23 protein-coding genes are annotated in these 23,468 nt (G+C 68.3%); 13 read left to right on the forward strand and 10 right to left on the reverse strand.

Translation table 11 applies throughout. The annotated features are described in order from the left end of the window. The first annotated feature begins 34 nt into the window (after positions 1-34). Positions 35-838 (forward strand): ABC transporter permease, encoded by an 804-nt coding sequence (locus ACQFZP_RS17120; RefSeq protein ID WP_211892190.1) that lies wholly within the window; start codon positions 35-37, stop codon positions 836-838. Positions 839-988: 150 nt separating this feature from the next. On the opposite strand, the gene ACQFZP_RS17125 is transcribed toward ACQFZP_RS17120, so the two are convergent. Both ACQFZP_RS17125 and ACQFZP_RS17130 read right to left on the reverse strand, forming a co-directional pair. Continuing rightward, positions 989-2,071, reverse strand: coding sequence for a DUF4870 domain-containing protein (locus tag ACQFZP_RS17125; protein ID WP_211892191.1), 1,083 nt, complete (start codon positions 2,069-2,071; stop codon positions 989-991). 178 nt (positions 2,072-2,249) lie between these two features. Further along, entirely contained in the window at positions 2,250-3,293 is a 1,044-nt protein-coding gene (locus ACQFZP_RS17130) for a hypothetical protein (protein ID WP_211892192.1), read from the reverse strand. Between the two features lie 235 nt (positions 3,294-3,528). Here ACQFZP_RS17130 and ACQFZP_RS17135 point away from each other — a divergent pair, with 235 nt between their 5' ends. Then, on the forward strand, positions 3,529-5,058 hold the full coding sequence (locus tag ACQFZP_RS17135) for an RNB domain-containing ribonuclease (RefSeq protein ID WP_211892193.1): 1,530 nt from the start codon (positions 3,529-3,531) through the stop codon (positions 5,056-5,058). A gap of 18 nt (positions 5,059-5,076) precedes the next feature. Here the strand turns inward: ACQFZP_RS17135 and ACQFZP_RS17140 are convergent, their stop codons facing one another. Then, on the reverse strand, positions 5,077-5,301 hold the full coding sequence (locus tag ACQFZP_RS17140) for a hypothetical protein (protein WP_068477982.1): 225 nt from the start codon (positions 5,299-5,301) through the stop codon (positions 5,077-5,079). A 302-nt stretch (positions 5,302-5,603) separates the two neighbouring features. Between ACQFZP_RS17140 and ACQFZP_RS17145 the strand changes: the two genes are divergently transcribed. Next, positions 5,604-6,581, forward strand: coding sequence for a Gfo/Idh/MocA family protein (locus ACQFZP_RS17145; RefSeq protein ID WP_211892194.1), 978 nt, complete (start codon positions 5,604-5,606; stop codon positions 6,579-6,581). After that, positions 6,578-7,603 (forward strand): lactonase family protein, encoded by a 1,026-nt coding sequence (locus ACQFZP_RS17150; RefSeq protein WP_211892195.1) that lies wholly within the window; start codon positions 6,578-6,580, stop codon positions 7,601-7,603. Before ACQFZP_RS17145 ends, ACQFZP_RS17150 begins: the two co-directional genes overlap by 4 nt. A gap of 28 nt (positions 7,604-7,631) precedes the next feature. On the opposite strand, the gene ACQFZP_RS17155 is transcribed toward ACQFZP_RS17150, so the two are convergent. From ACQFZP_RS17155 to ACQFZP_RS17165, 3 genes are read right to left on the reverse strand one after another with little or no spacing between them, the layout of a single operon-like run. Continuing rightward, entirely contained in the window at positions 7,632-8,462 is an 831-nt protein-coding gene (locus tag ACQFZP_RS17155; protein ID WP_211892196.1) for a PRD domain-containing protein, read from the reverse strand. A 53-nt stretch (positions 8,463-8,515) separates the two neighbouring features. Further along, a complete protein-coding gene (locus ACQFZP_RS17160) occupies positions 8,516-9,970 on the reverse strand; it encodes a glycoside hydrolase family 1 protein (protein ID WP_104310194.1) in 1,455 nt (484 codons plus the stop codon). Continuing rightward, positions 9,957-11,927 (reverse strand): beta-glucoside-specific PTS transporter subunit IIABC, encoded by a 1,971-nt coding sequence (locus tag ACQFZP_RS17165; RefSeq protein ID WP_104310193.1) that lies wholly within the window; start codon positions 11,925-11,927, stop codon positions 9,957-9,959. Before ACQFZP_RS17165 ends, ACQFZP_RS17160 begins: the two co-directional genes overlap by 14 nt. A gap of 205 nt (positions 11,928-12,132) precedes the next feature. On the opposite strand from ACQFZP_RS17165, the gene ACQFZP_RS17170 reads away from it, so the two are divergent. Further along, the gene (locus tag ACQFZP_RS17170; protein ID WP_211892197.1) at positions 12,133-12,639 is read left to right on the forward strand and encodes a GNAT family N-acetyltransferase; all 507 of its coding nucleotides are present in this window, start codon (positions 12,133-12,135) and stop codon (positions 12,637-12,639) included. Here the strand turns inward: ACQFZP_RS17170 and ACQFZP_RS17175 are convergent. Then, positions 12,605-12,841: a hypothetical protein gene (locus tag ACQFZP_RS17175; RefSeq protein ID WP_249312683.1), complete on the reverse strand. Its 237-nt coding sequence runs from the start codon at positions 12,839-12,841 to the stop codon at positions 12,605-12,607. The genes ACQFZP_RS17170 and ACQFZP_RS17175 overlap by 35 nt on opposite strands. Positions 12,842-12,894: 53 nt before the next feature. Between ACQFZP_RS17175 and ACQFZP_RS17180 the strand changes: the two genes are divergently transcribed. The 6 genes from ACQFZP_RS17180 to ACQFZP_RS17205 all read left to right on the forward strand — a co-directional run bounded on the left by ACQFZP_RS17180 (position 12,895) and on the right by ACQFZP_RS17205 (position 17,794). Beyond that, positions 12,895-13,617 carry an amino acid permease gene (locus ACQFZP_RS17180; protein WP_249312685.1) on the forward strand — a complete coding sequence of 241 codons (723 nt, stop codon included), beginning with the start codon at positions 12,895-12,897 and terminating at the stop codon, positions 13,615-13,617. A 64-nt stretch (positions 13,618-13,681) separates the two neighbouring features. After that, positions 13,682-14,317: a Type 1 glutamine amidotransferase-like domain-containing protein gene (locus ACQFZP_RS17185; protein ID WP_211892198.1), complete on the forward strand. Its 636-nt coding sequence runs from the start codon at positions 13,682-13,684 to the stop codon at positions 14,315-14,317. An 18-nt stretch (positions 14,318-14,335) separates the two neighbouring features. Further along, positions 14,336-15,358 (forward strand): NAD(P)H-dependent flavin oxidoreductase, encoded by a 1,023-nt coding sequence (locus tag ACQFZP_RS17190; RefSeq protein WP_211892199.1) that lies wholly within the window; start codon positions 14,336-14,338, stop codon positions 15,356-15,358. 192 nt (positions 15,359-15,550) lie between these two features. Then, a complete protein-coding gene (locus ACQFZP_RS17195) occupies positions 15,551-16,117 on the forward strand; it encodes a TetR/AcrR family transcriptional regulator (protein WP_211892200.1) in 567 nt (188 codons plus the stop codon). A 173-nt stretch (positions 16,118-16,290) separates the two neighbouring features. Then, positions 16,291-16,917 (forward strand): NAD(P)-dependent oxidoreductase, encoded by a 627-nt coding sequence (locus tag ACQFZP_RS17200; protein WP_104310188.1) that lies wholly within the window; start codon positions 16,291-16,293, stop codon positions 16,915-16,917. Positions 16,918-16,945: 28 nt separating this feature from the next. Next, positions 16,946-17,794 carry an oxidoreductase gene (locus ACQFZP_RS17205; RefSeq protein ID WP_211892201.1) on the forward strand — a complete coding sequence of 283 codons (849 nt, stop codon included), beginning with the start codon at positions 16,946-16,948 and terminating at the stop codon, positions 17,792-17,794. Positions 17,795-17,992: 198 nt separating this feature from the next. Here ACQFZP_RS17205 and ACQFZP_RS17210 read toward each other — a convergent pair whose 3' ends face one another. Both ACQFZP_RS17210 and ACQFZP_RS17215 read right to left on the reverse strand, forming a co-directional pair. After that, a complete protein-coding gene (locus tag ACQFZP_RS17210; RefSeq protein WP_211892202.1) occupies positions 17,993-20,521 on the reverse strand; it encodes an ATP-binding cassette domain-containing protein in 2,529 nt (842 codons plus the stop codon). Positions 20,522-20,659: 138 nt separating this feature from the next. Next, the gene (locus ACQFZP_RS17215) at positions 20,660-21,496 is read right to left on the reverse strand and encodes an NAD(P)H-binding protein (RefSeq protein WP_211892203.1); all 837 of its coding nucleotides are present in this window, start codon (positions 21,494-21,496) and stop codon (positions 20,660-20,662) included. Positions 21,497-21,560: 64 nt separating this feature from the next. On the opposite strand from ACQFZP_RS17215, the gene ACQFZP_RS17220 reads away from it, so the two are divergent. Further along, entirely contained in the window at positions 21,561-21,893 is a 333-nt protein-coding gene (locus ACQFZP_RS17220; RefSeq protein WP_151424893.1) for a winged helix-turn-helix transcriptional regulator, read from the forward strand. 44 nt (positions 21,894-21,937) lie between these two features. Here ACQFZP_RS17220 and ACQFZP_RS17225 read toward each other — a convergent pair whose 3' ends face one another. Continuing rightward, positions 21,938-22,459 carry a CGNR zinc finger domain-containing protein gene (locus ACQFZP_RS17225; RefSeq protein ID WP_211892204.1) on the reverse strand — a complete coding sequence of 174 codons (522 nt, stop codon included), beginning with the start codon at positions 22,457-22,459 and terminating at the stop codon, positions 21,938-21,940. Between the two features lie 37 nt (positions 22,460-22,496). Here ACQFZP_RS17225 and ACQFZP_RS17230 point away from each other — a divergent pair, with 37 nt between their 5' ends. Continuing rightward, positions 22,497-23,414, forward strand: a complete 918-nt coding sequence (locus tag ACQFZP_RS17230) for an AEC family transporter (protein ID WP_211892205.1) — start codon at positions 22,497-22,499, stop codon at positions 23,412-23,414. Positions 23,415-23,468: the final 54 nt, after the last annotated feature.

Genomic DNA, 23,468 nt, shown 5'->3' on the forward strand with positions numbered 1-23,468 from the left:
TCTCCAAAAGAAGCGCCCCTTCCAAGGAGTCCGCATGCTCAGGCTTTCCAAGACCGCTCGCTTCGCTCTGGGGGCGTTTGTCATCGCCGTCCTCGGGTTCATCTACGTGCCCCTGCTCCTCGTCGTCGCCAACTCGTTCAGCTCCGCCCGCATCTCCGCCTGGCCCATCCCCGGCTTCTCGCTCGACTGGTGGGTGAAGGCGGCAGGCGAGACGTCGCTCCACACGGCGATCCTGAACTCGATCATCACGGCGACCGGTGCGACGATCATCGCCTGCATCCTCGGCACGCTCGTCGCCTTTGCCCTGCAGCGGTACTCGTTCTTCGGGCGGGATGCGGTGAACCTGTTGGTTGTGCTGCCCATCGCCCTGCCGGGTGTCGTCACCGGTGTCGCCCTCAGCAACACGTACTCGAGCATCCTCGACCCCATCGGCATCCAGCTCGGCTACTTCGGGATGATCATCGCCCACGGCACGTTCTGCATCGTCATGGTCTTCAACAACGTGCTCGCCAGGCTGCGGCGCATGAACCAGAGCCTCGAGGAAGCTTCGATGGACCTCGGCGCGGGCATCTGGGAGACCTTCCGCCTCGTCACCTTCCCGCAGTTCCGTTCGGCGTTCATCGCAGGCGCGCTCCTCGCGTTTGCGCTCAGCTTCGACGAAGTGGTGGTCACGATCTTCACCGCCCCTCCGGGCGTCGACACCCTGCCGCTCTGGATCATGAACCAGATGGGCCGGCCCAACGAGGCGAGCCTCGTCAACGTTGCTGCGACCGTCCTCATCCTGCTGTCGTTCATCCCCGTCTACTTCTCGCAGCGCCTCACGCGCGGCGACGACTAGCGCCGCGGGCGGTTCTCCGGGACTTGCCGACGGGCCAACTTCCGGGACGAGATGCCCTGTTGTTCGCCGTGAGACACCGGATTCGGCCATCCATCACGCAAGTTGGACAGGGGCCGCTCGCAGACGCCGAGCTCACGGGCAGCTGCGTAGTCAGCGAACCTGCGCGCGGGGACTGAAGAACGGCAGCGCGATGGGCTTGAAGACGACGCCCCGCGAGGCCTTCACGAGGCCCACGATCGAGAGCACGACGTGCGTCACCGAGAGGGCGAACCAGATGGTGATGGGGATGCCGATCGGGTAGAACGTCGACGAGTACTCGTCCAAGGTCATGAGGAACGCGATGTGCAGCGCGATGAGGATGACTGAGGAGATCAGGTAGGTGATCCCCCAGTTGGCGGCGTTCGTCCGGTTCCGCTCCCCGGCCTCGGTCGCCGGTGCGCGCGACCGTCCGACCGCCGTCATGACGATTCCCGCGACGATGGCGCTCACGAACGGGAACGGGATGAGCGCGAGCAGCCCGACGCCCCACTGCACGGCCCCGTTCGCGAGAGGCCTGACGAGAAGGACCTGCTGCGGCTGTCCCGTCGGCGGCGGGAACTGCGGCGCCTGCTGCTCGGTCTGCGCTGCGTACTGGGCGGCGGCCGGCGGTGCTGGCTGGACTTCTGGCTGGGCATCCGGCGCCGCGGCAGGCTCCTGCTGCGGTACCCCGGATGGCGCGAAGTACAGGTTGTTGGCCCACGACCCGGAGCCGGTGAGCTGTTGGCGCTTCTCGGCGGGAAGCCCGAGCGCGTAGCGGATGAGCGAATCCACGCTCGCCTCGTCGTCGCGTACCATGCCCTGCGCCTCGGTCAGCATCTCCGGGAACGGGTTGTCGTCGTCCGTGACGCCCAGCACGTGGATCTCAGCGACTTCGAGCAGCAGGTAGCGACCGCGGTTCGCGGGGTCGTTCAGCGCGTTGCGCGCCTCGGCGATCTGCCGCTGCGTCTCCTCGTCGTGCGGGAGCTGCGCGAAGAGGCGCTCGAGGTTGGCGACGCCCTGGTCGTAGTCGCCGAGGATCGCCATGGCAGGCGCATCCCAGATCGTCGAGGGAACGAGGCGGCCGGACCCGGAGACGAGCAGCTCGTGCACGAGCGGCACATCCCACTTCCACTCCGAGAGACCGGTGACCCGCTTGAGCGGGGCCCCCTGACCTGGGATCTCGTCGACAACGTAGAGATAACTGCGGTTCGCCATCATCCGAGCCTAACGGCCGACGCCCGCGGCGCGGGGTCGCGGTCGGCGACCCCGGACGCGGGCATCGGGGCCAACATCCATGATGGATGCGCGGATCGCGAGCTCAGGGGCCGCGCGAACGCTCATCCATCACGGGAGTTGGTCAGTGCCAGGCTTGAAACCTTCGAGGAGGCGTGAGCTACTTGCCGAACAGGTCTCCGAGGCCGGGGATATCGAAGCCGAAGTTGCCTGCCTGCTCCTCGACGCCGCCGAGGAACTGATCGCCGGCTCCTGAGAGCTGCTCTCCGGCACCGGCGAACTGGTCGCCGAATCCGCCGACCTGCTCGCCGAGACCGGAGACGGTCTCGCCGATGCCGCCGAACTCACCGAGGTCGGCGGTGAGCCCCTCGAACCCCTCGATGCCGGATGCGGCGATGCCGTCGAAGTCGATACCGGATGCCATCGCGTCGCCGAGCAGCGGCAGGGCGACGGAGCTCGCCACGGCGCCCCCGACGACGCCGAGCGCGATACCGCCGAGCGCTCCCGGACCGGCCGCAGCCGCTCCGGCTCCCGCGACGCCCATGCCTCGGCCGAAGCGGGAAGAGCCGCCACGGCTGGAACCGGGAGTGAAGTTGCCACCGCCACGCGAGGAGGCGATGCGCTTTCCCGCGCCGAGCACCTTCGCCATGAACCCGGGCCGCTGCACTTCTCCGCGCGTCGCGGCGCGGGCCAGGTCGTCCGGCGAGCTCGACTGGGGGCGGTCGTACGGGCCGGACTCGGCGCTCAGGCGCTCGCGCACCTGGTCGCGCTGCTCAGGCGTGAGGCGCTGGAACGCCTCACGGTGGGCCTGCTCGAGCTGATCGGGCGCAGCCGTCCTGAGGAGGTAGTCGTACTTCGCGATGGCCGCCTTGTCGGCGGCGCTTCCCGACCCGGCGCTCGCACCGGGTCGGGAGCCGTAGCTCGGTGCGCTCGGCGGCCGCTGGTCGTACCGGCCCTGCTGGCCGTACTGGGGCGCCTGCCCCGGGTGGCCCTGCTGGTTCTGGTAGCCCTGCTGACTCTGGTAGTCCTGCTGGCCGCGCGACTGCTGACCGTCGCCGGTCACCTGGTCGGCGACCTTGCGGACCATGTCCTTCCAGTCCCCGGAGCCGCTCTTCCCGCCGCCCCGGTTGCCGGAGTTGCTGGAGCCACCGGAGTTGCCGAGGGCCTTGGAGGCCGCGCCGAGAATCTTGTTGAAGTCAACCATGCGCTTATCGTGACCCACCGTTCTATGGAAAACGTATGGGGCGCATCCGGTTCCGCTCAGAGCGTTGCGGCCGCGTCACGCCGGTCGGTGCCAGCCGCGAGGCGGACGGGGGCGAGATCGAGAGGTGAGGTGGCTTCGGCGCGGGATGCATGCTCGGCTCGAATGTCGGCGGCACCGGCTACGTTGACGCTATGCAGTCGAACAGCCGAGTCCACGCTCCGGAGTTGAGCACCCGATGAGCAAGCGCGCGGTGCAGGCCGGCGCGGCCGCCGATGTGCTCGCCCCGTACCTCGAGCGGCTGCGCACCGAACTCGAGATCCCCGTCGGCTACCCCGCCGACGCGCTGCTCGAGGCCGAGGCAGCTGCGGCACTCGAGTTCGACGCCGGACCAGACTCCGTCAGGCAGGACCTCCGCGACCTGCCCTTCGTGACCCTCGACCCCGTCGGGTCCCGCGACCTCGACCAGGCCTTCTTCCTCCGACGCGTCGCGGCAGCCGACGCTGAACCCGCCGGGTTCGAGGTGTTCTACGCGATCGCCGACGTCGCCTCGTTCGTCGAGCCGGGTGGCGCGCTCGACGCCGAGACCCACCGACGCGCCCTCACCGTGTACGGCCCCGACGGCCGTTTCGGCCTGCATCCGACCGTCCTCAGCGAGGGTGCCGCGAGCCTGCTCCCCGACGTCGACAGACCGGCAGTGGTGTGGCGGATGCGGCTCGACGCGTCAGGTGAGCTGCTCGACGACATCGACGTACGTCGATCCGTGGTCCGTTCGCGGGCGCAGCTCGACTACGGGTCCGTGCAGCGTCAGCTCGACGACGGAACCGCCGACGAGCTGCTGCAGCTTCTCGCCGAGGTGGGTCAGCTGCGCATCGACGCCCAGTTCACGCGCGGGGGCGCAACGCTCGAGGTCCCAGACCAGGAGATCGAGCGTAGCGAAAACGGGTCCCGCTACCGGCTGGTGCTGCGCGAGCCGCTGGCGAGCGAGGAGCTCAACGCGCAGCTGTCGCTGCTCACCGGCATCGCCGCGGCGAGGCTGCATCGCCGCGCCGGCGTCGGCATCTGGCGCACCCTCGACGAGGCTCGCCCCGAAGATGTCGAGCGCTTGCGCCGCGTCGCCACGGCCCTCGGGTTCGACTGGTCCCCGAGCTTTTCCTACGCCGAGTTCGTGCGAACCATCGACACGTCGCGTCCCGAGTACGCGGCGTTCGCGACCGAGGCGACCCGTCTGTTCCGCGGCGCTGGGTACGTGGCGTTCGGAACGCCGGAGCATCAGGAGGTCCCGCGCGGCGCATCGCACAGCGCTATCGCCGCCGAGTACGCGCACGTCACGGCGCCCCTCCGACGCCTCGTCGACCGGTACAGCACCGAGATCGCGCTCGCATACTGCGCCGGCCGAGAGGTGCCGTCCTGGGTGGTGGATGCGCTCGGCGCGCTCCCGGCTGAGATGGCAGCGGGGTCGCAGCGCGCGAACGCGTACGAGCGAGGAACCGTCGACCTGCTCGAGGCAGTGCTGCTCGGATCACTGGTCGGCGAGGAGCTCGACGGGATCGTCGTCGAGTCCTCACCGACCGGTGAAGCCACGGAGCGACGGGCGAGGGCGACCGTGCTGCTGCGCGATCCGGCGGTGAGGGCGAGGGTCGTAGGCGACGCCTCGGCGCTCGAGCTGGGCGCCCCGGTCGTGGTTCGCGTCGAGTCGGTCGACCCGGACAAGCGGACGGTCACACTCAGCGTCGTCTCGCCGGGCGCCTCCGAACTCGAGCGCTGAACGCCCGGCTCTGGGCGCCTAGATGGAGGTCCAGGTGAACGAGTAGCCGTTGCCGTTGCGGTGGCAGGACTCGGTGATCTTCGTCCACGAGCTGATGTACGTGCGCTGCACTGCCTGGCAGTCGGCGAGCGATCCGCCGGTCCAGTACATCTGCTCCGTGCCGGCATTCGCGATCGCCGGGGCGGAGACGGCGATCCCGACGGCGAAGAGGGCTGCGGTGATGCTTGAGGCGATTCGACGCATGAGAACTCCTTCGACAGGCCCGGCTGGTCCGGGATGTCGGCGAGCGTAGACCCGCAGATTGCGATGCACTCGCACTGCAGGGCGCGTGCGGGAGGCGGGGAGAACTCCCCTCCCCGCGATGGCGGGCGAGGCGGCGAGGCCCTGGATGTTTCCTCCGCGATCTCGCCCGCGTTCGCAGGCGGCGGTGCTACGACAACCCGCGAACGGGCACGGACGACCAGCACGGGTCGGGCCCCGAATAGGATCGACAGCGTGCATCCCACGATCTCCCCCACGCGCGCCACGCAGCCGAGGACCCGCCGATGAGGCTCGCTGTGATCGGCGCCGGGCAGATCGTCGCCGACTTCCTTCCCCACGTGGCCGACGTCCCCGGGCTCGAGCTCGCCGCGATCTCCGGTCGCCGTCGCGAGCGTCTCGAAGAGCTCCAGACGCAGTTCGGCATCGAGCGGGTCTACACGGACCTCGACGAGTGCCTCGCCGACGCATCCGTCGACACGGTCTGGGTCGCCGTGCCCAACTCCCTGCACTTCGAGGTCTCCCGCAAGGCGCTCGAGGCCGGGAAGCACGTCATCTGCGAGAAGCCGTTCGTGCTCGAGGAATCGGAGCTGCAGGAGCTGCGCGCCCTCGCGACGGAACGCGACCTGATTCTCATCGAGGCCATCACGACGCAGTACCTCGCGAACTACCGCTGGATCAGAGAGCACTTCGACCTGGTCGGCAAGGTCAAGCTCATCCAGTCGGACTACTCGCAGTACTCCTCCCGCTATGACGCCTTCCGCGAGGGCACCGTGCTGCCGGCCTTCGACCCCGCGCAGGGCGGCGGAGCGCTCATGGACCTCGGCATCTACGCCATCCACTTCGTCGTCGGGCTGCTCGGTCGGCCGAAGCACGTGAGCTACACGCCGAACGTGCAGCGCGGCGTCGACACGTCAGGCGTGTTGGTCCTCGACTACGGCGAGACCACCGCCGTGTGCGTCTGCGCGAAGGACTCTGACGGCCCCATCCGGAGCAAGATCCAGGGCGAGGACGGCTGGATCGTCGTCGACGGCCCGCCGAACGTCATGGCCTCTGTGAGCTACGCGCCCCGCGGCGGCGGCGCCGAGCAGGTCGACCTCACGAAGTACCCGCACCGCATGGTGGAGGAGTTCCAGGAATTCGAGCGCATCATCCGCGAGCACGACATAGACGCGCGAGACCGCCGTCTCGACCACAGCGCCGACGTGCTCTCGGTCGTCGTGGCTGCGCGCGCGGCCACAGCAACACAGAAGGAGACTGCATGACCACCCAACTCGTACTCGTCGCGAATGCAGGCGAAGGCTCGATCTCGGTGTTCCGCTTCGACGGCACCGCCCTCGAGCGGCTCGCTGTCGCTTCCGGGCTGACCGGATGCTCGAACTTCGTCGTCGACGCCGCGCGCGACCTCGTCTACGCCTCGGTGAAGGGCAGCCCGGCCGGCATCGTGACGCTGCGCCTCGACCGCGAGTCGGGCGAGCTGACGCAGGTCTCGCGGCGCGATACGCCCCGCGGTGGACTCAACTACGTTGCGCTCACGAAGAACGGGTCCGCGTTGCTCGGCGCCGCGTACTCGGCGAACTACGGCCTCATCGCGCCGGTCGATGACGGCGAGGTCGGCGAGCCGACGGCCGTCGTCGAGCACCTGCACCTCCACTCGGTGGCCCCGAGCAGCGACGGCCGCTTCGCGTACTTCGTCTCGCTCGGCGACGACCTCGTGGGACAGTACGCGATCACGGACGACCTCGACCTCGAGCCGCTCGACCCCGTCGGCGCGGCAGCACCGGCCGGCAGCGGGCCCCGCCACATCGTGCTCAACGGAGCAGAGACCGACGCCTACGTGATCACCGAGTTCAGCGGCGAGGTGCTGCGCTTCGCGCGCGACCAGGCCACGGGCATCCTGTCGCTCGTCGACGCGGCGAGCTTCGCGGACGCACTCCAAGGCCTCCAGCGGGGGACTCTCGGTGCGAATCCGCTCGAGCCCCGTTCCATCTGGGGCGCTGACGTGCACTGGGGTGCGGACGAGCAGTTCCTGTGGACCTCCGAGCGCACGACGAGCACGCTCGCGCCCCTCAAGGTCTCCGAGGACGGCTCACTCGAGGACGCGCGAGCGTTCACGGTCACGCAGCAACAGCCGAGAGGATTCGGGATGAGCCCCGACGGGCACTTCCTCGTCGCCGCGGGCGAGGGTTCCACGCAGGTGTCGCTGTACGAGGTCAACGGCAACCACCTCACCGAGCTGCAGCAGGTCGAGACCGGCAGCGGCGCCAACTGGGTGCGCTGGGTCTGACGCCCGGCTCGCCGGTGAGCGCCGAGGCTCAGTCGGTCGAGACCCTCGCGATGTGCAGCGCCAGGAACGCGATCTCCTCGTTCGGCAGCTCCTGCTCGTACTCCTGACGCACGAACACGCGCACACGCTCGGCCGCCGAGACGGCGGCCGGGTAGCGCTCGCTGAGGCTGTTGAAGAGGAAGTCGTCGGCGCTCGTCGCGAGCTTGCCGTCGAAGAAGCGCCGCGCGAAGTACTGCAGGTGCGCGACGAACCGCGCGCCGTGCAGCTCGTTGTTGTGCAGCTGCCTGCCCGTGGAGTGGGTGACGACCGTCGCCACCTGGCTGACGAGCTGTACGATCCGCATCGAGTCGACCCCGGTGTTGCCGGTATCGGCGTTGACCAGGTGGAACGCGATGTTCGCGGCCTCCTGCTCCGGCAGCTCGACCCCCGTGCGGGTGTTGAGCATCGAGACGGCCGCGAGACCGATCTCGTACTGCTTCGGGTAGATGGTTCGGACTTCCCAGGCGAGCCGGTTCACCGTCGCCAGCCCCTTGCGGTGTCGTTCGACAGCGAAGTGCAGGTGGTCGGTGAGCGCGAGGTAGATGTGCGGATCGAGGTCCAGCCCACCGGCCTCGGCGCGCGCGACGATCGCCCTCGTGAGCTCGATGTACTCCCCCGGAATCTGGGTGAGCAGGTCCTCGAGGTTGCGCTGGTCGCCCTTCGGGAGCGAGACGAACACCTGGTTCGCCCCGTCCTGCACGACTTCCTCGCCCGGCTTGCGCCCGTATCCGATGCCCTTTCCGAGCACCACGAACTCGGTGCCGTGCTCGTCAGCGGCGAGCACGACACTCGAGTTGAGAACTTTTCTGATTGTCTGCATTGGTGTGTCTCCGTCGACACTGCCTGTGCGGCCACCGTGGGGCGGCGCGAGGCTCAGGACAGATCCGCTCCGTTCGTCGCGATGACCTTCTGGTACCAGTAGAACGAATCCTTGCGGCGACGTTCCATTGTTCCACGCCCAAGATCGTCCATATCCACGTGGATGAACCCGTAGCGCTTCGTGATCTGGGAGGTGGATGCGCTGATGCTGTCGATGGGGGCCCAGCTGGTGTAGCCGAGCAGGTCGACGCCCTCATCCACCGCGCGGATCATCTCCTCGAAGTGCGCGCGGAAGTAGTCGATTCGGTACGGGTCGTGGATGGTTCCGTCCTCCTCGAGCTCGTCGCGCATCCCGAGACCGTTCTCGACGATGAACAGGGGCTTGTTGTAGCGGTCGTAGAGCTCGATGAGCGAGATGCGAAGCCCGGTGGGGTCGATCTGCCATCCCCACTCGCTCGACGAGAGGAACGGGTTCTTGACCCCGAGGATCGTGTTGCCCGGCGTGCGCTCCGCGTCCGGGTTCACCGACTCGGTGAGCGACATGTAGTAGCTGAACGAGATGAAGTCGACCGGGTGCTCGCGGAGCAGCTCGGCGTCGCCGTCCTCGAACGGAATCTCGACGCCCATCTGCTCGAGGGCCTTGAGCGCGAGGCGAGGGTAGGCCCCGCCGGCCTGGACGTCGGTGCAGAGGAACAGCATCCGCTCCTTCGCCTGCGTCGCCGCGACATCGTCGGGGTGGCAGGTGTTCGGGTACGTGGTCAGCATCGTGAGCATGCAGCCCATCTGCGAGTCCGGGTACTGCTCGTGGAGCAGCTGCGTGGCACGCGCGGATGCGACGAACTGGTGGTGGAGCGCCGTGTAGCAGGCCTGCTCAACGCTGCCATCCACGGTCTCCTCGATGATGCCGCCCGACGTGAACGGGTGACGGATGATGCCGTCGATCTCGTTGAAGCTCAGCCACTTCGTGACGAGGTGGCCGAACCGGTCGAAGCAGGTGCGCACGAAGCGCTCGAAGAGCGGCAGGATGCTGCGGTCAGCCCACGCGTTGTTCTTGAGCGCGAGGTGCAGCGGCGGGTCGTAGTGCGCGAGCGTGACGAGCGGCTCGATGCCGAGCCGGCGCATCTCGGTGAAGAAGTCGAGGTAGTGCTGCACCCCTTCCTCGTTCGGCTCCAGCTCCTCGCCGGTCGGGTAGAGGCGGGTCCACGCGATCGACACGCGCAGCACCTTGAAGCCCATCTCGGCGAAGAGCGCCAGGTCCTCCGGGTAGCGGTGGTAGAAGTCGATGCCGCGCCGCTTCGGGTAGTACGTGAGCTCGTCGGGGTCGGCCATGGCGGCCTGGATGCTCTCGAGCGTGTTCACGTGGTGGACCGCGTACTGCTTGGGGTCGGCCTTCGGCTTGTACGTGTTGACGTCAGTGACCGCGGGACCTCGCCCGCCGTCCTTCCACGCGCCTTCGACCTGGTTCGCGGCGATCGCGCCGCCCCAGAGGAATCCGTCAGGCAGTGCCATTGGCAAGCTCCTTCTCTACGTTGTGGTGTGTGGCGGCGATGCTCGCGAGCGGGTCGCCGATCGTGGTGTGCCCGGAGGCGAGGACAGTGACGGGGAACTTCGCGGAGTTGACGACGACGACGGGGGTCGTCGTGTCGCAGCCCGCCGCGCGGATCGCCTCCAGGTCGGCCTCGATGACCAGCTGCCCCTGCTCGACCCGGTCGCCCTGGGCGACATGCACCGTGAAGGGGGCGCCGTCGAGCTTGACCGTGTCGAGGCCGACGTGCACGAGGACCTCGACCCCATCGTCCGACGTGACGCCGATGGCGTGATGCGAGTCCATGAGCGAGGTGACGGTGCCGGCGATGGGGGCGCGGACCGCACCGGAATCGGGCTGGATGGCCACCCCGTCCCCGAGCACTCCTCCGGAGAACACGGGGTCGGTGACGCTCGAGAGCGCGACGACCTCGCCGGTCATCGGAGCGATCACTGTCGCGGCGCCGGCCGGAGCTGCAGCTGCCGCTGCTGGCTGCGCGACCGCCGCTGAGCTCGACTCGGCCGACGCTCCCAGAGCATCCGCGTCGACACTCTCGTCACGCAGTGACGGCGAGGTCGAGTCCTTCCACGTGATGAGCGAGATGATGAACGCCACCGCGATGCCGATGACCGCGCCGATCGCCGCGTGCACGATGTTCATGGGGTTGAGGCCGTCCACGAACATCGTGAAGCTCGCGAGGCCGGGGCCCACGAGCGCGAAAGCCGAGACGACCGTGAGACCCAGGTAGGCACCGCTGGCGAAAGCACCGGCCATCACGGAGACGAGCACCTTGCGGTTCTGCAGGGTGACGCCGTAGATCGCCGGTTCGGTGATGCCGAAGAGCGCAGAGATACCGGCGGAGACAGCCGTAGCGCGCAGACGGTTGCTGCGGGTGCGGAGCGCGACGGCGAACATGGCGCCGGCCTCGGCCATGTTGTGGCCGAGCGAGGCGACGAGGTAGAACGTGTCCTTACCCGTCTGCGCCATTGTGGCGATGGTCGGTGGGATGAAGGCCTTGTGCATGCCGACGGAGATGACAAGCGGGAGCAGCGCGGCGAGGATGGCGACCGCGACCCAGCCGAGCGTGTTGTAGAGGCCGATCATGGCCCCCGTGAGGATCGAGCCGAGCCAGAATCCGACCGGGCCGAGCACCAGGATCAGCAGCGGCGCGACGATGAGGTAGCACATGAAGGGCGCGAAGAACACGCGGATCGGCCCCGGCGAGACCTTGTTGAAGAAGCGCTCGAGCGGCCACAGCAGCAGCACAGCGAGGATCGACGGGAAGACCTGCGAGTTGTAGTTGACCGCCTGGACCGGGATGCCGAAGAGGGAGACCCCGCCGTCCTGGTTGATGAGGGTCGTGAAGTTCGCGAACAGCAGGATGGCCACGACGCCGAGCGCGAGCGGACGATTGACGTTGAGCTTCTTTGCCGTCGTGTAGGCGACGAGGAGCGGGAGGAAGGCGAAGACCGCGTCGGGGATGGCCGAGAGGAGGAGGTAGGTCTCGGACTCGACGGACAGCCAGCCGAGAGCCCCGGCTCCGACCAGCAACGACTTCAGGATGCCCGCACCGGCAATGGCGGGAACCAGCGGCGAGAACACGCTCACGATGAAGTCCATGAGGACTCCGCCCGCGCGCTTCCACGAGAACTCACGCCGCGTTGCGGTGCCCCCGGCTGCCGGAGCATCCGCCGTGCCGCGGCGTTCGCGCTCGATCGCGTCGAAGATAGGGACCACGTCATTGCCGACGACGACTTGGGTCTGCGCACCGCTGCGCACGGCGCCGAGAACGCCGGGAAGCGACTTCAGCGCGTTGAGGTCGGCCAGGGCGTCGTCGGCGAGCGTGAAGCGCAGTCGCGTGCTGCAGTGAGTGAGCCCGCTGATGTTCTCAGCGCCGCCGACGCCGGCGAGAATCGCCTTCGCGTCATCCTGTCGAGTCATGATGGGTCCTCCTTTGGATCCAAGGGGTGGGGGAAGTAGGTGGACGCCTGCCTGGAAAAGTGGGCACAAAAAAAGGACCCGATCGCCGTCACGTGAGTGAAGCGTTCGGATCCTGCCTGCTTGACCAGTTACATGTCCTGCCGGGAAGCTACCACAGGATTCCGCCGACCAGCGAATCGGATCGACCGGCTGTTAGCGTCGTGCCGTGACCGAGCCGACCATCCGCCCTGCTGTTCCCGCCGACGTGCCGCAGATCCTCGACCTCATCCGCGGGCTCGCCGTCTACGAGCGCGAACCCGACGCGGTCAAGACGACCGAGGAGCAGCTCCACCGCAACTTCTTCGGCGAGAACCCCGCGGTGTTCGCGACGGTCGCGGAAGCGCCGCGCGAGACCGAGGCCGGCGCCGACTCCACGCGCCTCGACGGCATCGCCCTCTGGTTCCTGAGCTATTCGACCTGGGAGGGCGAGCACGGCATCTGGCTGGAGGACCTCTACGTGCGGGAGGATGCGCGCGGCGGGGGCATCGGGAAGGCGCTGCTCGGCTCGCTTGCGCAGGAGTGCGTCGCGAAGGGGTACCGGCGCCTCGAGTGGTCGGTGCTGAAGTGGAACGAGCCGTCGATCGGGTTCTACACGAGCCTCGGGGCGTTCCCGATGGATGAGTGGGACACGTTCCGACTCACGGGCGACCCGCTGCAGGCGCTCGGCCGCTGAGCAGGATCTCCGCGAGCCAGCCCGCAGCTTTCGGCACGGATCCCCGGCGGGTGACAAACGACACGTGCCGCTCCCCCAGGTCCTGCACGGCGGGGCGCAGCACGACGTCGAAGTCGGGGTCGATGGCGGCATCCGTCGAGAGGGCGAAGCCGAGCCCTTCGGCGACGAGGCCATGGATCATGTAGAGGTCGTCGGTGCGCATCAGCTCGCGAACGGGGTAGCCGAGCGACTGGCCGACACGGCGGGATGTTCCCGATGGGCGCGAGCGGGTTCGTGCTCGGCTTCCAGATGGGGATCTTCTCGTTCATCGGGGTCGAGCTCGTCGGCACTGCCGCCGCCGAGACCGAGAACCCCCGCAAGACGCTGCCGAAGGCCATCAACTCGATCGTCGCACGCATCCTCATCTTCTACGTCGGCGCCCTCATCGTCATCATGAGCGTCACACCGTGGGACAAGATCGAGCCGGGCAAGAGCCCCTTCGTGTCGACGCTCGCGATCGCCGGCTTCGGCCTCGCGGGGTTCGCGTCGACCAGCAGGCAGGGCGTGCCGACGAAGGCCGTCTTCTTCACCTGCGTCTTCCTCTTCTCCGCCGTACCGCTGCTCTTCGCGGGCGACGAGGTCATCGCCGCCTTCACGTTCGTCTCGTCGATGTGCGCGACGCTCATCCTCTTCACGTGGGGCTCCATCGTCGTGAGCTACATCGTGTACCTGCGGCGGTACCCCGAGAAGCACCGCGCGTCGAAGTTCAAGATGCCGCTCGCACGCGTCGCCCCCTGGCTCGTGCTCGCGTTCTTCGTGTTCATTGCCGGCACGCTCATCTACGGCGACGACACGCGCCTGCCGTTCCTCGCAGCACCCGTCTGGTTCCTCATCCTCACCGTGCTCTGGCAGCTGCAGAAGCGGAAGCTGCAGCGGGAAGGGCGACCGCTGACGGCTCCGATCCCGACCATCGCGCATCCGCTCGACGAGGACGAGTAGCGCGGCCCGTGTCGCGGACACCGGGTCGGCGCCGTTGTCGGGGGTGGCTGGTACCGTTCCCGGCGTGAACATCCTGCTGCTTTCTCGCTGCACGGGTGCGCTGGCACCCTTCCTCGCCGACTCGACTGGTGGGGCAGCTCCGCTCCGCCTCGGCTACATCGACGACGCTCAGGCGGCGTTCGCGGAGGCTCCGTTCGTGCGAGCGGAACGCGATTCGGTGGCGAAGCTCGGCCATGAGATCGTCGGGATCACCGTTCGCGACTTGGACCCGACCGAGTTCGAGCGCGTGCTGGAAGGGCTGGATGCGGTGTACGTGGCCAGTGGGAGCACCTTCGCGCTCCTCGAGGGGCTGCGCGTTTCCGGCTGCGACGAGCCCCTGGTCAGGTTCGTGCGAGCGGGGTTCCCCTACGTCGGCTCCAGCGCCGGGTCGATCATCGCGGGGCCCGACGTTACGCCTGCATCGCTGATGGATGATCCTGCGGATGGGCCGACGCTCACGGATCTCGCCGGCCTCGGCTTGGTGGAGCAGACGGTCATCCCGCACGCGGACGGGCAGCTGCCGCCCTACCCGCCGGAGCTGATCCGCAGAACCCTGGACGCCTACGGCCCCGACTACCCGTTGCTCCCCCTCGCCGATGACCAGGCGCTCGTCGCCACTGGAACTGGTGCGAAAGTGATCGAGTCACCCTGCACAGGGTGATCACGGAAAGGTTCGACAATGCCCCTCCCCTCGCCCCTGGACACGTTCACGCGCATCGCCGTCGCGCCCATGGCTGGCGGTCCGAGCACTCCCGCCCTCGTCATCGCGGCCGCAAGAGCAGGACACTTCGCGCAGCTCGCTGGCGGGTACAAGACAGCGGCGGCCCTGGAGGCGCAGATCGCTGAGGTGACCGAGGCAGGGGTGCCGGTATTCGGTGTCAATCTCTTCGTCCCCAACCCCCACCCCATCGACGAAGCGGGGTACGCCGCGTACTGGGAGCGCATTCGGCAGCACGCGTCCACGCACGACGACGCCGCGACCATGGCGCCCAGGCTGGAAGACGACGACGAGTGGTCGGAGAAGTTGGATGCTGTCATCCGCAGTCGAACCCCGGTGGTGAGCTTCACGTTCGGGCTCCCCTCACCGGACGTGTTCCGGAGGCTGAAGACGGCTGGGGTCCTCACGATCCAGACGGTGACGTCCGTCGACGAGGCGCGACGGTCTGCAGCAGCCGGCGCCGATGCCCTCACCGTTCAGGGGTACGACGCCGGCGGTCACAGCGGCGTCTGGGATGCGGACACCTTCCCGGAGAACGTCCCGCTCGCGACGCTCGTCGAGCGCGTGCGCACGGTCACGGACCTGCCGCTGATCGCATCGGGTGGTATCACTCGTCGCGACCAGGTACGCGAAATGCTCGACGCGGGCGCAGACCTGGTCGCGGTCGGAACCGCGGTACTCCGGTCCGACGAGAGCGGAGCGTCCGCAACGCATAAGGCCGCACTCGCAGATGACCGCTACACCGAGACGACCCTCACGCGTGCCTTTACCGGCCGCCCCGCACGGGCGCTCGTGAACGCCTTCGTCGAAAGCCACGCGGATGCGCCCGTCGGGTATCCGGCGCTCCACCACCTGACCCGCGCGATGCGGGCGAACGCGACGGCCGCGGGCGACAGCACGCTCGTCCACCTCTGGGCAGGTCAAGGGTGGCGTGACGCCAAGGAAGGCCCGATCGTCGCGATCCTGGATGCCCTGGAGCCTTGAGACGGTGCCACGGTGCCACGGGGCCCGGGCCGGTCAGCTGAGGAGAAGTCCCCGGGCCGGGAGACGCCCACCGACCCGAGCGCACCGAGCGCATCTGGACCGCAAGCTGCGAAGGCGCCATGCGGACAGGCGTCCGTTACGCTCGCAGGACAACGCAGCAGCTCGGATCCGGTCCGCTGAAGGAGATTGACCATGACGTCGACTGGCACGACCCCCCAGCGCTCCGACGCGCAGCGCAACCGCGAGAAGGTGCTCGAGGCCGCCACTGCAGAGCTGACCAGGGATCCGGATGTGGCGCTGAGCGTCATCGCGAAGCGGGCCGGCGTCGGTCAGGGCACGTTCTATCGGAACTTCCCGAACAGGGAGTCCCTGGTGCTCGAGGTCTACCAGCGCGAGGTCCAGCAGGTCGTGACCAGCGCCTCGACGCTCCTTCAGGAGCTCGCGGCCGATGACGCCCTCCGTGAGTGGATGAACCGTCTGGCAGCTTTCGCGATGGTCAAGTCCGGCCTTGCCGAGGCCTTCGATCAGGCGGGGAGGCCCGCTATGGACGCGAATCCCGCCTACGTGATGGTGCGCGACGCGGTCGAGTCGCTGCTGGTCGCCAATCGCGATGCCGGCAAAATACGCGCCGACATCACCACCGGCGACTTTCTCTTGGCCATCGCGGGCATCTGGCAGATCGATCCCTCCGGTGACTGGCAGAGCCAGGCTTCCCGACTTCTCGACCTGGTCATGGCAGGGCTCCGAGCGCCAGCCTGATCACCCCGGGCGCATTCCCTGTCGCAGGTTCCGAGGCGAGCATCACGAGTGCCCGCCATGCCCACGCCTTGATAAACGGACAACTGTCCGCTACGGTCGTCTCAAGCGGACAGATGTCCGCTTCAGTGTGCCGGCGTTCAGTCGGAACTGAGCCAGCAGACAGGGAGCCTCCCATGAAGGTGCTCGTAATCGGTGCCACCGGACCCACAGGACGCCTCGTCCTCGAGCGCGCGCAACGCGCGGGAGACAGCGTCACCGCCCTGGTGCGTCGCCCGGAAGCGCTCGCCGACCTCTCGAGCCAGATCACGGTCCTCGGAGGCGACCCGACCGCACCCGCGGATCTCGCGACGGCGATGATCGGCCAGGATGTGGTCATCTCGACCCTCGGCCGGGGTCGGTCCATGGGGCCGACCGACCTGTTCTCACGGGCCGCCGCCGCGCTGGTCTCAGCAGCGGAGCAGACCGGCACCACTCGGGTCGTGTGGCTGTCCTCGTTCGGCGCCGGTGACACCTATCCCTCCTCGACGCCCGTCCAGAAGATCATGTACAGCACCTTCCTGCGTTCCGTCTACGCCGACAAGACAGCCTCAGAGCGTCTGCTGCGCGCCAGTGATCTCGACCTGACACTCGTCTATCCCACGACGCTGACCCACAAGCCCGGCAAGGGAACCTACCGGTCCGGCGAGCACGTCCCCATGAAGGGCGCCCCGACGATCAGTCGTGAAGACGTCGCCCATTTCCTGCACAGCGCGGCTGCCGGTCCTGAATGGATCCGCCGCGACGCCATCATCACCGACTGACCACCCCCCCCTGAACAGGAGCCACCACGTGAGCAACCAGAACACCTTCCTTCTCGGGGGAGATCTGCCGATCCGTCGCCTCGGCTACGGCGCCATGCGTCTGGCCGCGAACGGCTTCAGCGGCCCCGCCCGCGATGCCGAGACCAGCCGCGAGGTCCTGCGCCAGGCCATCGCGGCGGGTGTCGACCACATCGACACCGCCGACTTCTATGTCAGCGATGACGGCGCACTCAGCGCGAACACCCTCATCCGCGAGGCGCTGCACCCGTACCGCGATGACCTGGTCATCGCCACGAAGGTGGGCCCCCAGCGGACACCAGGGGGTGGCGTGGAGATGACAACCGACCCGAGCGCCTTGCGGCAGATGGTCGAGACCAACCTCGAGAACCTGGGCCTCGAGCGCCTCGACCTGGTCTACCTGCGACTCGGCGCACCCGAGGAATCGGCCGCAGCTCGCTTCGAGGCGCTCGCCGCGATGCGCGACGAGGGGTTGATCCGACACCTCGGGCTGAGCAACGCCGGGACGGCGCACCTGCACGAGGCGCTCACTGTGGCCCCGGTCGCGGCGGTCCAGAACCACTTCGTCGCCACGCAACGCGACGACCTCGAGGTGCTCGCCGCCTGCGAGGAGGTCGGGATCGCCTTCGTCCCCTTCTTCCCGCTCGGTGGCGGCTTCTCCGACATCACGGATGACCGGCTCACCACCGTCGCAGCCCGCCACGAGGCGACCACCGCACAGATCGCCCTCGCCTGGCTTCTCGCGCGCTCACCGGTCACCCTCGCGATCCCCGGGACCGGGTCACCCGCTCACCTCGCGGAGAACATGGCCGCAGACGCCATCACTCTCACTGCGGAGGACCTCGCCGACCTCGCGTGAGCATCGGCCCCACCCCCGCGACGGCTACCGGAACGCGCCCTCGAACACGAAGCGGAGGCGCTCGGTTGTGCGGCGGGACGGGGTGTTGAGACTGTCGCACTTCAACTCGTATCGGCGGTAGCGCAGCTCGTCGAAGACGTAGCGCGCAGGAGCGAGAGGGTGCCCACCGCGCGCCCACTCGTTGCTCGCACGCCCGCGCTAGGAGCGCGACGGCTTGTGCCGCACGTCCCGAAGCATCGGGGCCAGGTATCGCCCGGTCACGCTCTCGGGGCTGATCGACACTTCCTCCGGCGTGCCGGTCGCGACGACGCGGCCTCCCGGGGTGCCGCCACCCGGCCCCATGTCGATGACGTAGTCGGCATTAGCGATCATGTCGAGGTCGTGCTCGATGATGATCACCGTGGCACCGGTCGCCAGGAGCCGATCGATGACGTCGAGCAGCACTCTCGTATCGAGGGGATGCAGGCCGACGGACGGCTCGTCGAGGATGAAGAGGCTGCCGCCGTGCTTGCGCCCGAGCTCGGTGGCGAGCTTGAGGCGCTGCGCTTCACCCCCCGACAGCGCAGGGGTGTCCTCGCCCAGCGTCAGGTAGCCGAGACCGAGTTCGACCAGGGTCCGCAGCTTCCTCGCGAGTCTGGGAAGGCCTGCGAGCATCTCGGCGGCGTCCGAGACCGAGGCCGAGAGCAGGTCCGGCATGCTGCGCTCACCTCCCTCCGTGGCGATCCGGATCGCCTGCGCGTCAGGCCGGTACCGGCTGCCCCCGCAGTCGGGACAGGGGATGTCGACGTCCGGCAGGAACTGCACATCCAGCACCACCTGACCGGTGCCCTCGCATCGCGGGCAACGGAGCGAGCCCGTGTTGTACGAGAAGTCACCCGCCTTGAGCCCGCGCTCACGTGATTCAGGAGTCGCCGCGAACAGTCGACGCAGATCATCCAGGACCCCGCTGTACGTCGCCACGGTCGAACGGACGTTCGTGCCGATGGGAGACGCGTCGACGACGTTGGCTTCGTTGAGGCCCGCAGGGTCCAGCCTTCGCACGTGACTCGGCGGCACCGTGCCCTGACGGGCCGCGGTGATCGCCGGCACCAGGCTCTCGAGGACGAGCGTCGTCTTCCCGGACCCCGACATGCCGGTCACCGCGGTGAGACGCCCCTTCGGGATGCTGACCTGCAGCGGGTGCACGGTGTGCACCGCCGAGGTCTCGAGTCGCACGGTGCCCTGCGTGAAGACGCCCGCCGCGTCGCTCCGCACCCTGGTGATGGTCTCAGCTCGCCCATCCAGGAACTCTCCGATCAGCGATGCCGGGTGGGCGCCGATCTCGGGGACGGTTCCCTCCGCGAGCACGGTGCCTCCCGCCCCGCCGGACCCTGGGCCGATCTCGATCAGCCAGTCCGCCTCGCGGAGCACCTGCACGTCGTGGTCGACGAGCACGACGGAGTTGCCGTCGGCGAGGAGGTCGTGCATCACCCCGATCAGGCCGTCGATGTTCGCCGGATGCAGTCCGATCGAAGGCTCGTCGAGGACGTAGAGCACGCCGGTCGTCTCGTTGCGCACGGCTCGCGCCAGCTGGACTCGCTGGCGCTCTCCGGTGGAGAGCGTCGAGCTCGCTCGGTCGAGCGTCAGATACCCCAACCCGAGTTGCAGCAGCCGCTGCCCCATCTCGGCGAACTGCCCGGCGATGAGCGCCGCCATCGACTGCAGGGTGTCATCCATCGACTCCGGGACCGCCGCCACCCACGCGAGGATCGCCTCGAGGTCCTTCCTCGCCGCCTGCGCGAGATCGATGCCACAGACCTCGCTGCCGAGCGCCTGCTCCGAGAGTCGAGTTCCGTGGCAGACCGTGCACTGATGCGTCGTGATGAAGCGGTTCACACGGGCGATCCCCGCTTCGCTGCTCGCATTGTCGATCGCCTCGCGAACCGCCTGCCGCGCGTTCCGATAGGTGAAGTTCAGGTCGAAGAGCTTGCCGGATCGGGACGGCACTCTGATCTCGCGCTTGACCGGAGCCCCGTCCATGACGATGAGCCGTTCCTGGTCGGTCAGCTCGCGGTAGGGCACGTCGATGCGGACCCCGAGCTCCGCGGCGACCTGGGGCATCACGGCAAGGCCGAACATCCCCCACGGAGCCACCGCTCCATCTGCGATCGTCTTCGACGGGTCGGGGACAAGCGCATCGTCATCCACGTCGCGCACGAATCCGGTACCGCTGCACTCGGCACAGGCGCCGTCCGAGTTGAATGCGAGCGACTCCGCGCCCGGCGGGGAGAAGCTCACGCCGCACTCGGGGCAGACGAGATCCTTGTTCGCAGCGACATCGATCGTCGGCGCGATCCGATGCCCGTTCGGACACAGATGGGACCCGAGGCGCGAGAACATCACGCGGAGCACGTTCAGCAGCTCCGTCGACGTGCCGAAGGTCGATCGCACTCCAGGGATGCCTGGGCGCTGACGGAGCGCCAGCGCAGCAGGGACATGCTGAACGGAGTCCACCGTCGCCCGGGTCGCGTGGGTCATGCGTCGCCGCGTGTACGTCGAGAGCGCCTCGATGTAGCGCCGCGAGCCCTCCGCGTACAGGACACCGAGCGCCAGCGACGACTTCCCCGACCCGGACACTCCCGCTATCGCCACGAGGCGACCGAGCGGGACGTCCACGTCGACGTTCTTCAGGTTATGGGCCCGTGCACCTCGCACCTTGATGGAAGTCGGCTGCGTGCGGCTCTCCATTGCGACCTCCCGGGTCTTCTCCACCACACAGTAGGCGGCGGTCGATGGACACACGCGCGGTTGCCCCTCGTCCACGAGCTAAGCAGGGGAGCCGAGCTCGAAGGCTCCCGGCTTCGCTCGCGTGACGGACGCCCTCGGTCAGACGCCCATCTGCCCGAGCCAGTCGGTCACAGAGCGGGGGCTGATGCCGAGGCGCTGCTGCGCGCTCGTCGCCTCGTCGATGACCTCGTCGGGCTGCGTGGCTCGCCACTTGTAGGAGTCGATGACGGGCGCCGCCCCCGGGCCGATGAGCCTGGCGAGGTCCGTCCCGAAGTCGTCCGGGTCGCGGCTCTCGAAGCTGACGGGCTTCCCGAGGCGTGCTTCGAAGCTCGCCGCGAGGTCCTTGCCGAGCAGACCCGGCAAGGCGCCGACACCGACGATCCCGGTGATCGAGCTGTCTCGCATGAGGCCGACGACGACGTCCGCGACATCGAGGTGAGAGCTCCAGGAGACCGCATAGTCCTCCCGTATGGGGTAGCTGAGCACGCCGCGCTCCTTCGCCGGTCCCGCGACAAACGGCAGCAGGAGGTTCTCGAGGTACAGGCGGGGCTGCACGACGGCGGTGGAGATCCCAGCCTCGTCGAGCCTGCGCACCAGCACCGCGAGCGCGCTCTCCGGGTCCTCGAGCGTGTATCCGCTCGTGGAGACCACGACTCGGGCGGGACGGGATGCCTCCGCGGCGTCGGCCACGGCGGTGGCCGCCGCGAGCTGCTGTGCAGGCGACCCGATGGGCAGGTGGACGAAGACCCCGTCGACGTCGCGGTAGGCGCTGGTCAGCGAGGCGGTGTCGGTGAAGTCGACGGCCACGGCCGTTCCCGGCCCCTCATAGGTGCTCGGCGTGCGGACAGCGGCGGTGACGTCGAGGCCGGCAGCGGCGAGAGCTGCGGCGACGGGGGCACCCTGGGCGCCAGTGGCGCCGTGGATCAGATAGGTCATGCGTCTATTAGTGCATACGATGCATCGGTTACGTCAACTGCACTAAAGGCCTATGCTCGAACCCATGTCTCGATGCGACGATCTCCCAGAGTGCGGTGTGGCACGCTTCCTCATCCTCCTCGAAGGCCCCTGGGCCACCTTGATCGTGCGGGAGCTGCTCCACGGCCCCCTCCGATTCACGGAGATCAAAGACCGCCTCCCTGGCATCAGCGCGCACACGCTCACGAACCGACTGCGGCGCTTCGAGGCGAGCGGGCTCGTCACCCGGACGGCCTACCCGGAGATTCCACCGCGAGTCGTCTACGAGCTCACCGAAGTGGGCGAGCAGCTGAGGACCGTGCTCGACGCGATGAATGCGTGGGCACTGTCGGTGCCCGAGGTCGTCGACGCCGACTGAGCCCGTCGGGGCTTTCGTCGCCCCTCCGGCGGATGCGCCGGTCGTCAGCCGCGCTGACGGTAGCGGTCGACGGCGTCGTTGTTCCCGCACCGCGTCGAGCAGTACCGACGAGTCGCGTTCCTGCCGACGTCGACGAACACCTGCTCGCAACCGCGCCGGGAGCAGACGCCGAGACGGCTGCCGCGCGATTCGGTCAGGAAGATCGCCAGACCACCCGCTGTGACGGCCCGGACCCTGGCCAGGAGGTCGTCGCTGTCCGGGGCGAAGTGCAGGTGAGGGTCGAGACCGTCGTGCGTGCTCAGGTAGACGCCCTTGCTGGCCCCGAGCGCGAGAAGCGCGTTGACCTCGTCGCAGCGCGTCCGCGCATCCTGGCCCTCGAAGACCCGACGGAGCAGTCGAGCCCACTCGAGCACGCCATCGACGAATGTGGACAGTGCAGCTCGACCGCGGATCCCGTGCAGCTCGAGCGCCGCACCGACGCGTGCTTCTGGACCATTGCTGGCCTCGGCGTTTACGAGCTCGGCGGCGAGCAGCGCACCCGTCATGTTGTCATGGTTGAACTGCATTGACCTATTGCACCACGGTGGGGGCGTGGGAATCATCATGACTGCGATCGTGCCCGTGCTGCTGACGCTCATCGGCGGTGCGGTCCTGCGGCGCACCATGCTGAGGTCCGGCGAGTTCTGGAGCGGCCTCGAACTCCTCACGTACTACGTGCTCGGTCCCGCGCTCTTCGTCACCTCGATCGGGAACGCCGACCTCGGAGCCATCGACATCGGTCCGCTCCTGCTGACGACGACGGTTCCGATCATCACCGTCACGGGCGTACTCATCGCGTCGAGGCCCCTGCTGAGATCGACCGGCCCCGCACTCGGCTCCATGGTGCAGGGGGCGATCCGCATCAACACCTATATCGGCCTGGCCTTCATCAGCGCCCTGCACGGCGAGCTCGGAATCGCCACGTTCGCGATCGCCTGCGCCATCTCGGTGCCGGTCGTCAATCTCCTCTGCGTCTCGACGCTCACCCTGTACGGCGCCCACGACGACGACGCCCCGCGGCCGAAGCTCCTCCGGGAGATCGCCACGAACCCGCTCATCCTCAGCTGCCTCGCCGGCCTGGGGGTGAGCATCACGGGCATCGCGCTGCCGACAGCGATCGCGAGCACCCTCGACCTCGCAGCATCATCGGCCCTGCTGTGCGGCACCCTCATCGCCGGTGCCAGCATCAGCTTCGCCTGGAGGAGGCGCGACCTCCTCGAGGTGACCGTCCCGACCCTCATCAAGCTCGCCGCGCTGCCGCTCGCCGCGGCCGCCCTGGCCATCGCGCTCGGCGCTGACGAGCTGACGCTCCACGCCATCGTCATCCTGACCGCCGTCCCCACCGCCCCGTCCGCCGCCATCCTCTCCGCGAAGCTCGGCGGTGACACGCGACTCATGGCGACCATCATCGGCGTGCAGACGCTGCTGTCGACCGCATCGATGCCGCTGATGCTCGACTGGGCGGGGCGACTGGCGCAGTAGAGCTCGAGAGCGAGTTCCTCGACCGGTTCGGGCTCCCTCAGTCCCGCGCTGCCG

This window comes from Pseudoclavibacter sp. Marseille-Q434 (genome assembly GCF_050315415.1).
GTDB lineage: Bacteria > Actinomycetota > Actinomycetes > Actinomycetales > Microbacteriaceae > Pseudoclavibacter.

Excerpts from the sequence above, each read along its gene's own strand:
- ACQFZP_RS17215 (WP_211892203.1), bottom strand. The coding sequence starts at position 21,496 with ATGACCTATCTGATCCACGGCGCCACTGGCGCCCAGGGTGCCCCCGTC.
- ACQFZP_RS17230 (WP_211892205.1), top strand. The coding sequence starts at position 22,497 with ATGACTGCGATCGTGCCCGTGCTGCTGACGCTCATCGGCGGTGCGGTC.
- ACQFZP_RS17135 (WP_211892193.1), top strand. The coding sequence starts at position 3,529 with ATGAGCAAGCGCGCGGTGCAGGCCGGCGCGGCCGCCGATGTGCTCGCC.
- ACQFZP_RS17210 (WP_211892202.1), bottom strand. The coding sequence starts at position 20,521 with ATGGAGAGCCGCACGCAGCCGACTTCCATCAAGGTGCGAGGTGCACGG.
- ACQFZP_RS17155 (WP_211892196.1), bottom strand. The coding sequence starts at position 8,462 with ATGCAGACAATCAGAAAAGTTCTCAACTCGAGTGTCGTGCTCGCCGCT.
- ACQFZP_RS17200 (WP_104310188.1), top strand. The coding sequence starts at position 16,291 with ATGAAGGTGCTCGTAATCGGTGCCACCGGACCCACAGGACGCCTCGTC.
- ACQFZP_RS17195 (WP_211892200.1), top strand. The coding sequence starts at position 15,551 with ATGACGTCGACTGGCACGACCCCCCAGCGCTCCGACGCGCAGCGCAAC.
- ACQFZP_RS17225 (WP_211892204.1), bottom strand. The coding sequence starts at position 22,459 with ATGCAGTTCAACCATGACAACATGACGGGTGCGCTGCTCGCCGCCGAG.
- ACQFZP_RS17175 (WP_249312683.1), bottom strand. The coding sequence starts at position 12,841 with ATGCGCACCGACGACCTCTACATGATCCATGGCCTCGTCGCCGAAGGG.
- ACQFZP_RS17190 (WP_211892199.1), top strand. The coding sequence starts at position 14,336 with ATGCCCCTCCCCTCGCCCCTGGACACGTTCACGCGCATCGCCGTCGCG.
- ACQFZP_RS17120 (WP_211892190.1), top strand. The coding sequence starts at position 35 with ATGCTCAGGCTTTCCAAGACCGCTCGCTTCGCTCTGGGGGCGTTTGTC.
- ACQFZP_RS17165 (WP_104310193.1), bottom strand. The coding sequence starts at position 11,927 with ATGACTCGACAGGATGACGCGAAGGCGATTCTCGCCGGCGTCGGCGGC.
- ACQFZP_RS17140 (WP_068477982.1), bottom strand. The coding sequence starts at position 5,301 with ATGCGTCGAATCGCCTCAAGCATCACCGCAGCCCTCTTCGCCGTCGGG.
- ACQFZP_RS17220 (WP_151424893.1), top strand. The coding sequence starts at position 21,561 with ATGTCTCGATGCGACGATCTCCCAGAGTGCGGTGTGGCACGCTTCCTC.
- ACQFZP_RS17145 (WP_211892194.1), top strand. The coding sequence starts at position 5,604 with ATGAGGCTCGCTGTGATCGGCGCCGGGCAGATCGTCGCCGACTTCCTT.
- ACQFZP_RS17150 (WP_211892195.1), top strand. The coding sequence starts at position 6,578 with ATGACCACCCAACTCGTACTCGTCGCGAATGCAGGCGAAGGCTCGATC.
- ACQFZP_RS17130 (WP_211892192.1), bottom strand. The coding sequence starts at position 3,293 with ATGGTTGACTTCAACAAGATTCTCGGCGCGGCCTCCAAGGCCCTCGGC.
- ACQFZP_RS17125 (WP_211892191.1), bottom strand. The coding sequence starts at position 2,071 with ATGGCGAACCGCAGTTATCTCTACGTTGTCGACGAGATCCCAGGTCAG.
- ACQFZP_RS17180 (WP_249312685.1), top strand. The coding sequence starts at position 12,895 with ATGGGCGCGAGCGGGTTCGTGCTCGGCTTCCAGATGGGGATCTTCTCG.
- ACQFZP_RS17160 (WP_104310194.1), bottom strand. The coding sequence starts at position 9,970 with ATGGCACTGCCTGACGGATTCCTCTGGGGCGGCGCGATCGCCGCGAAC.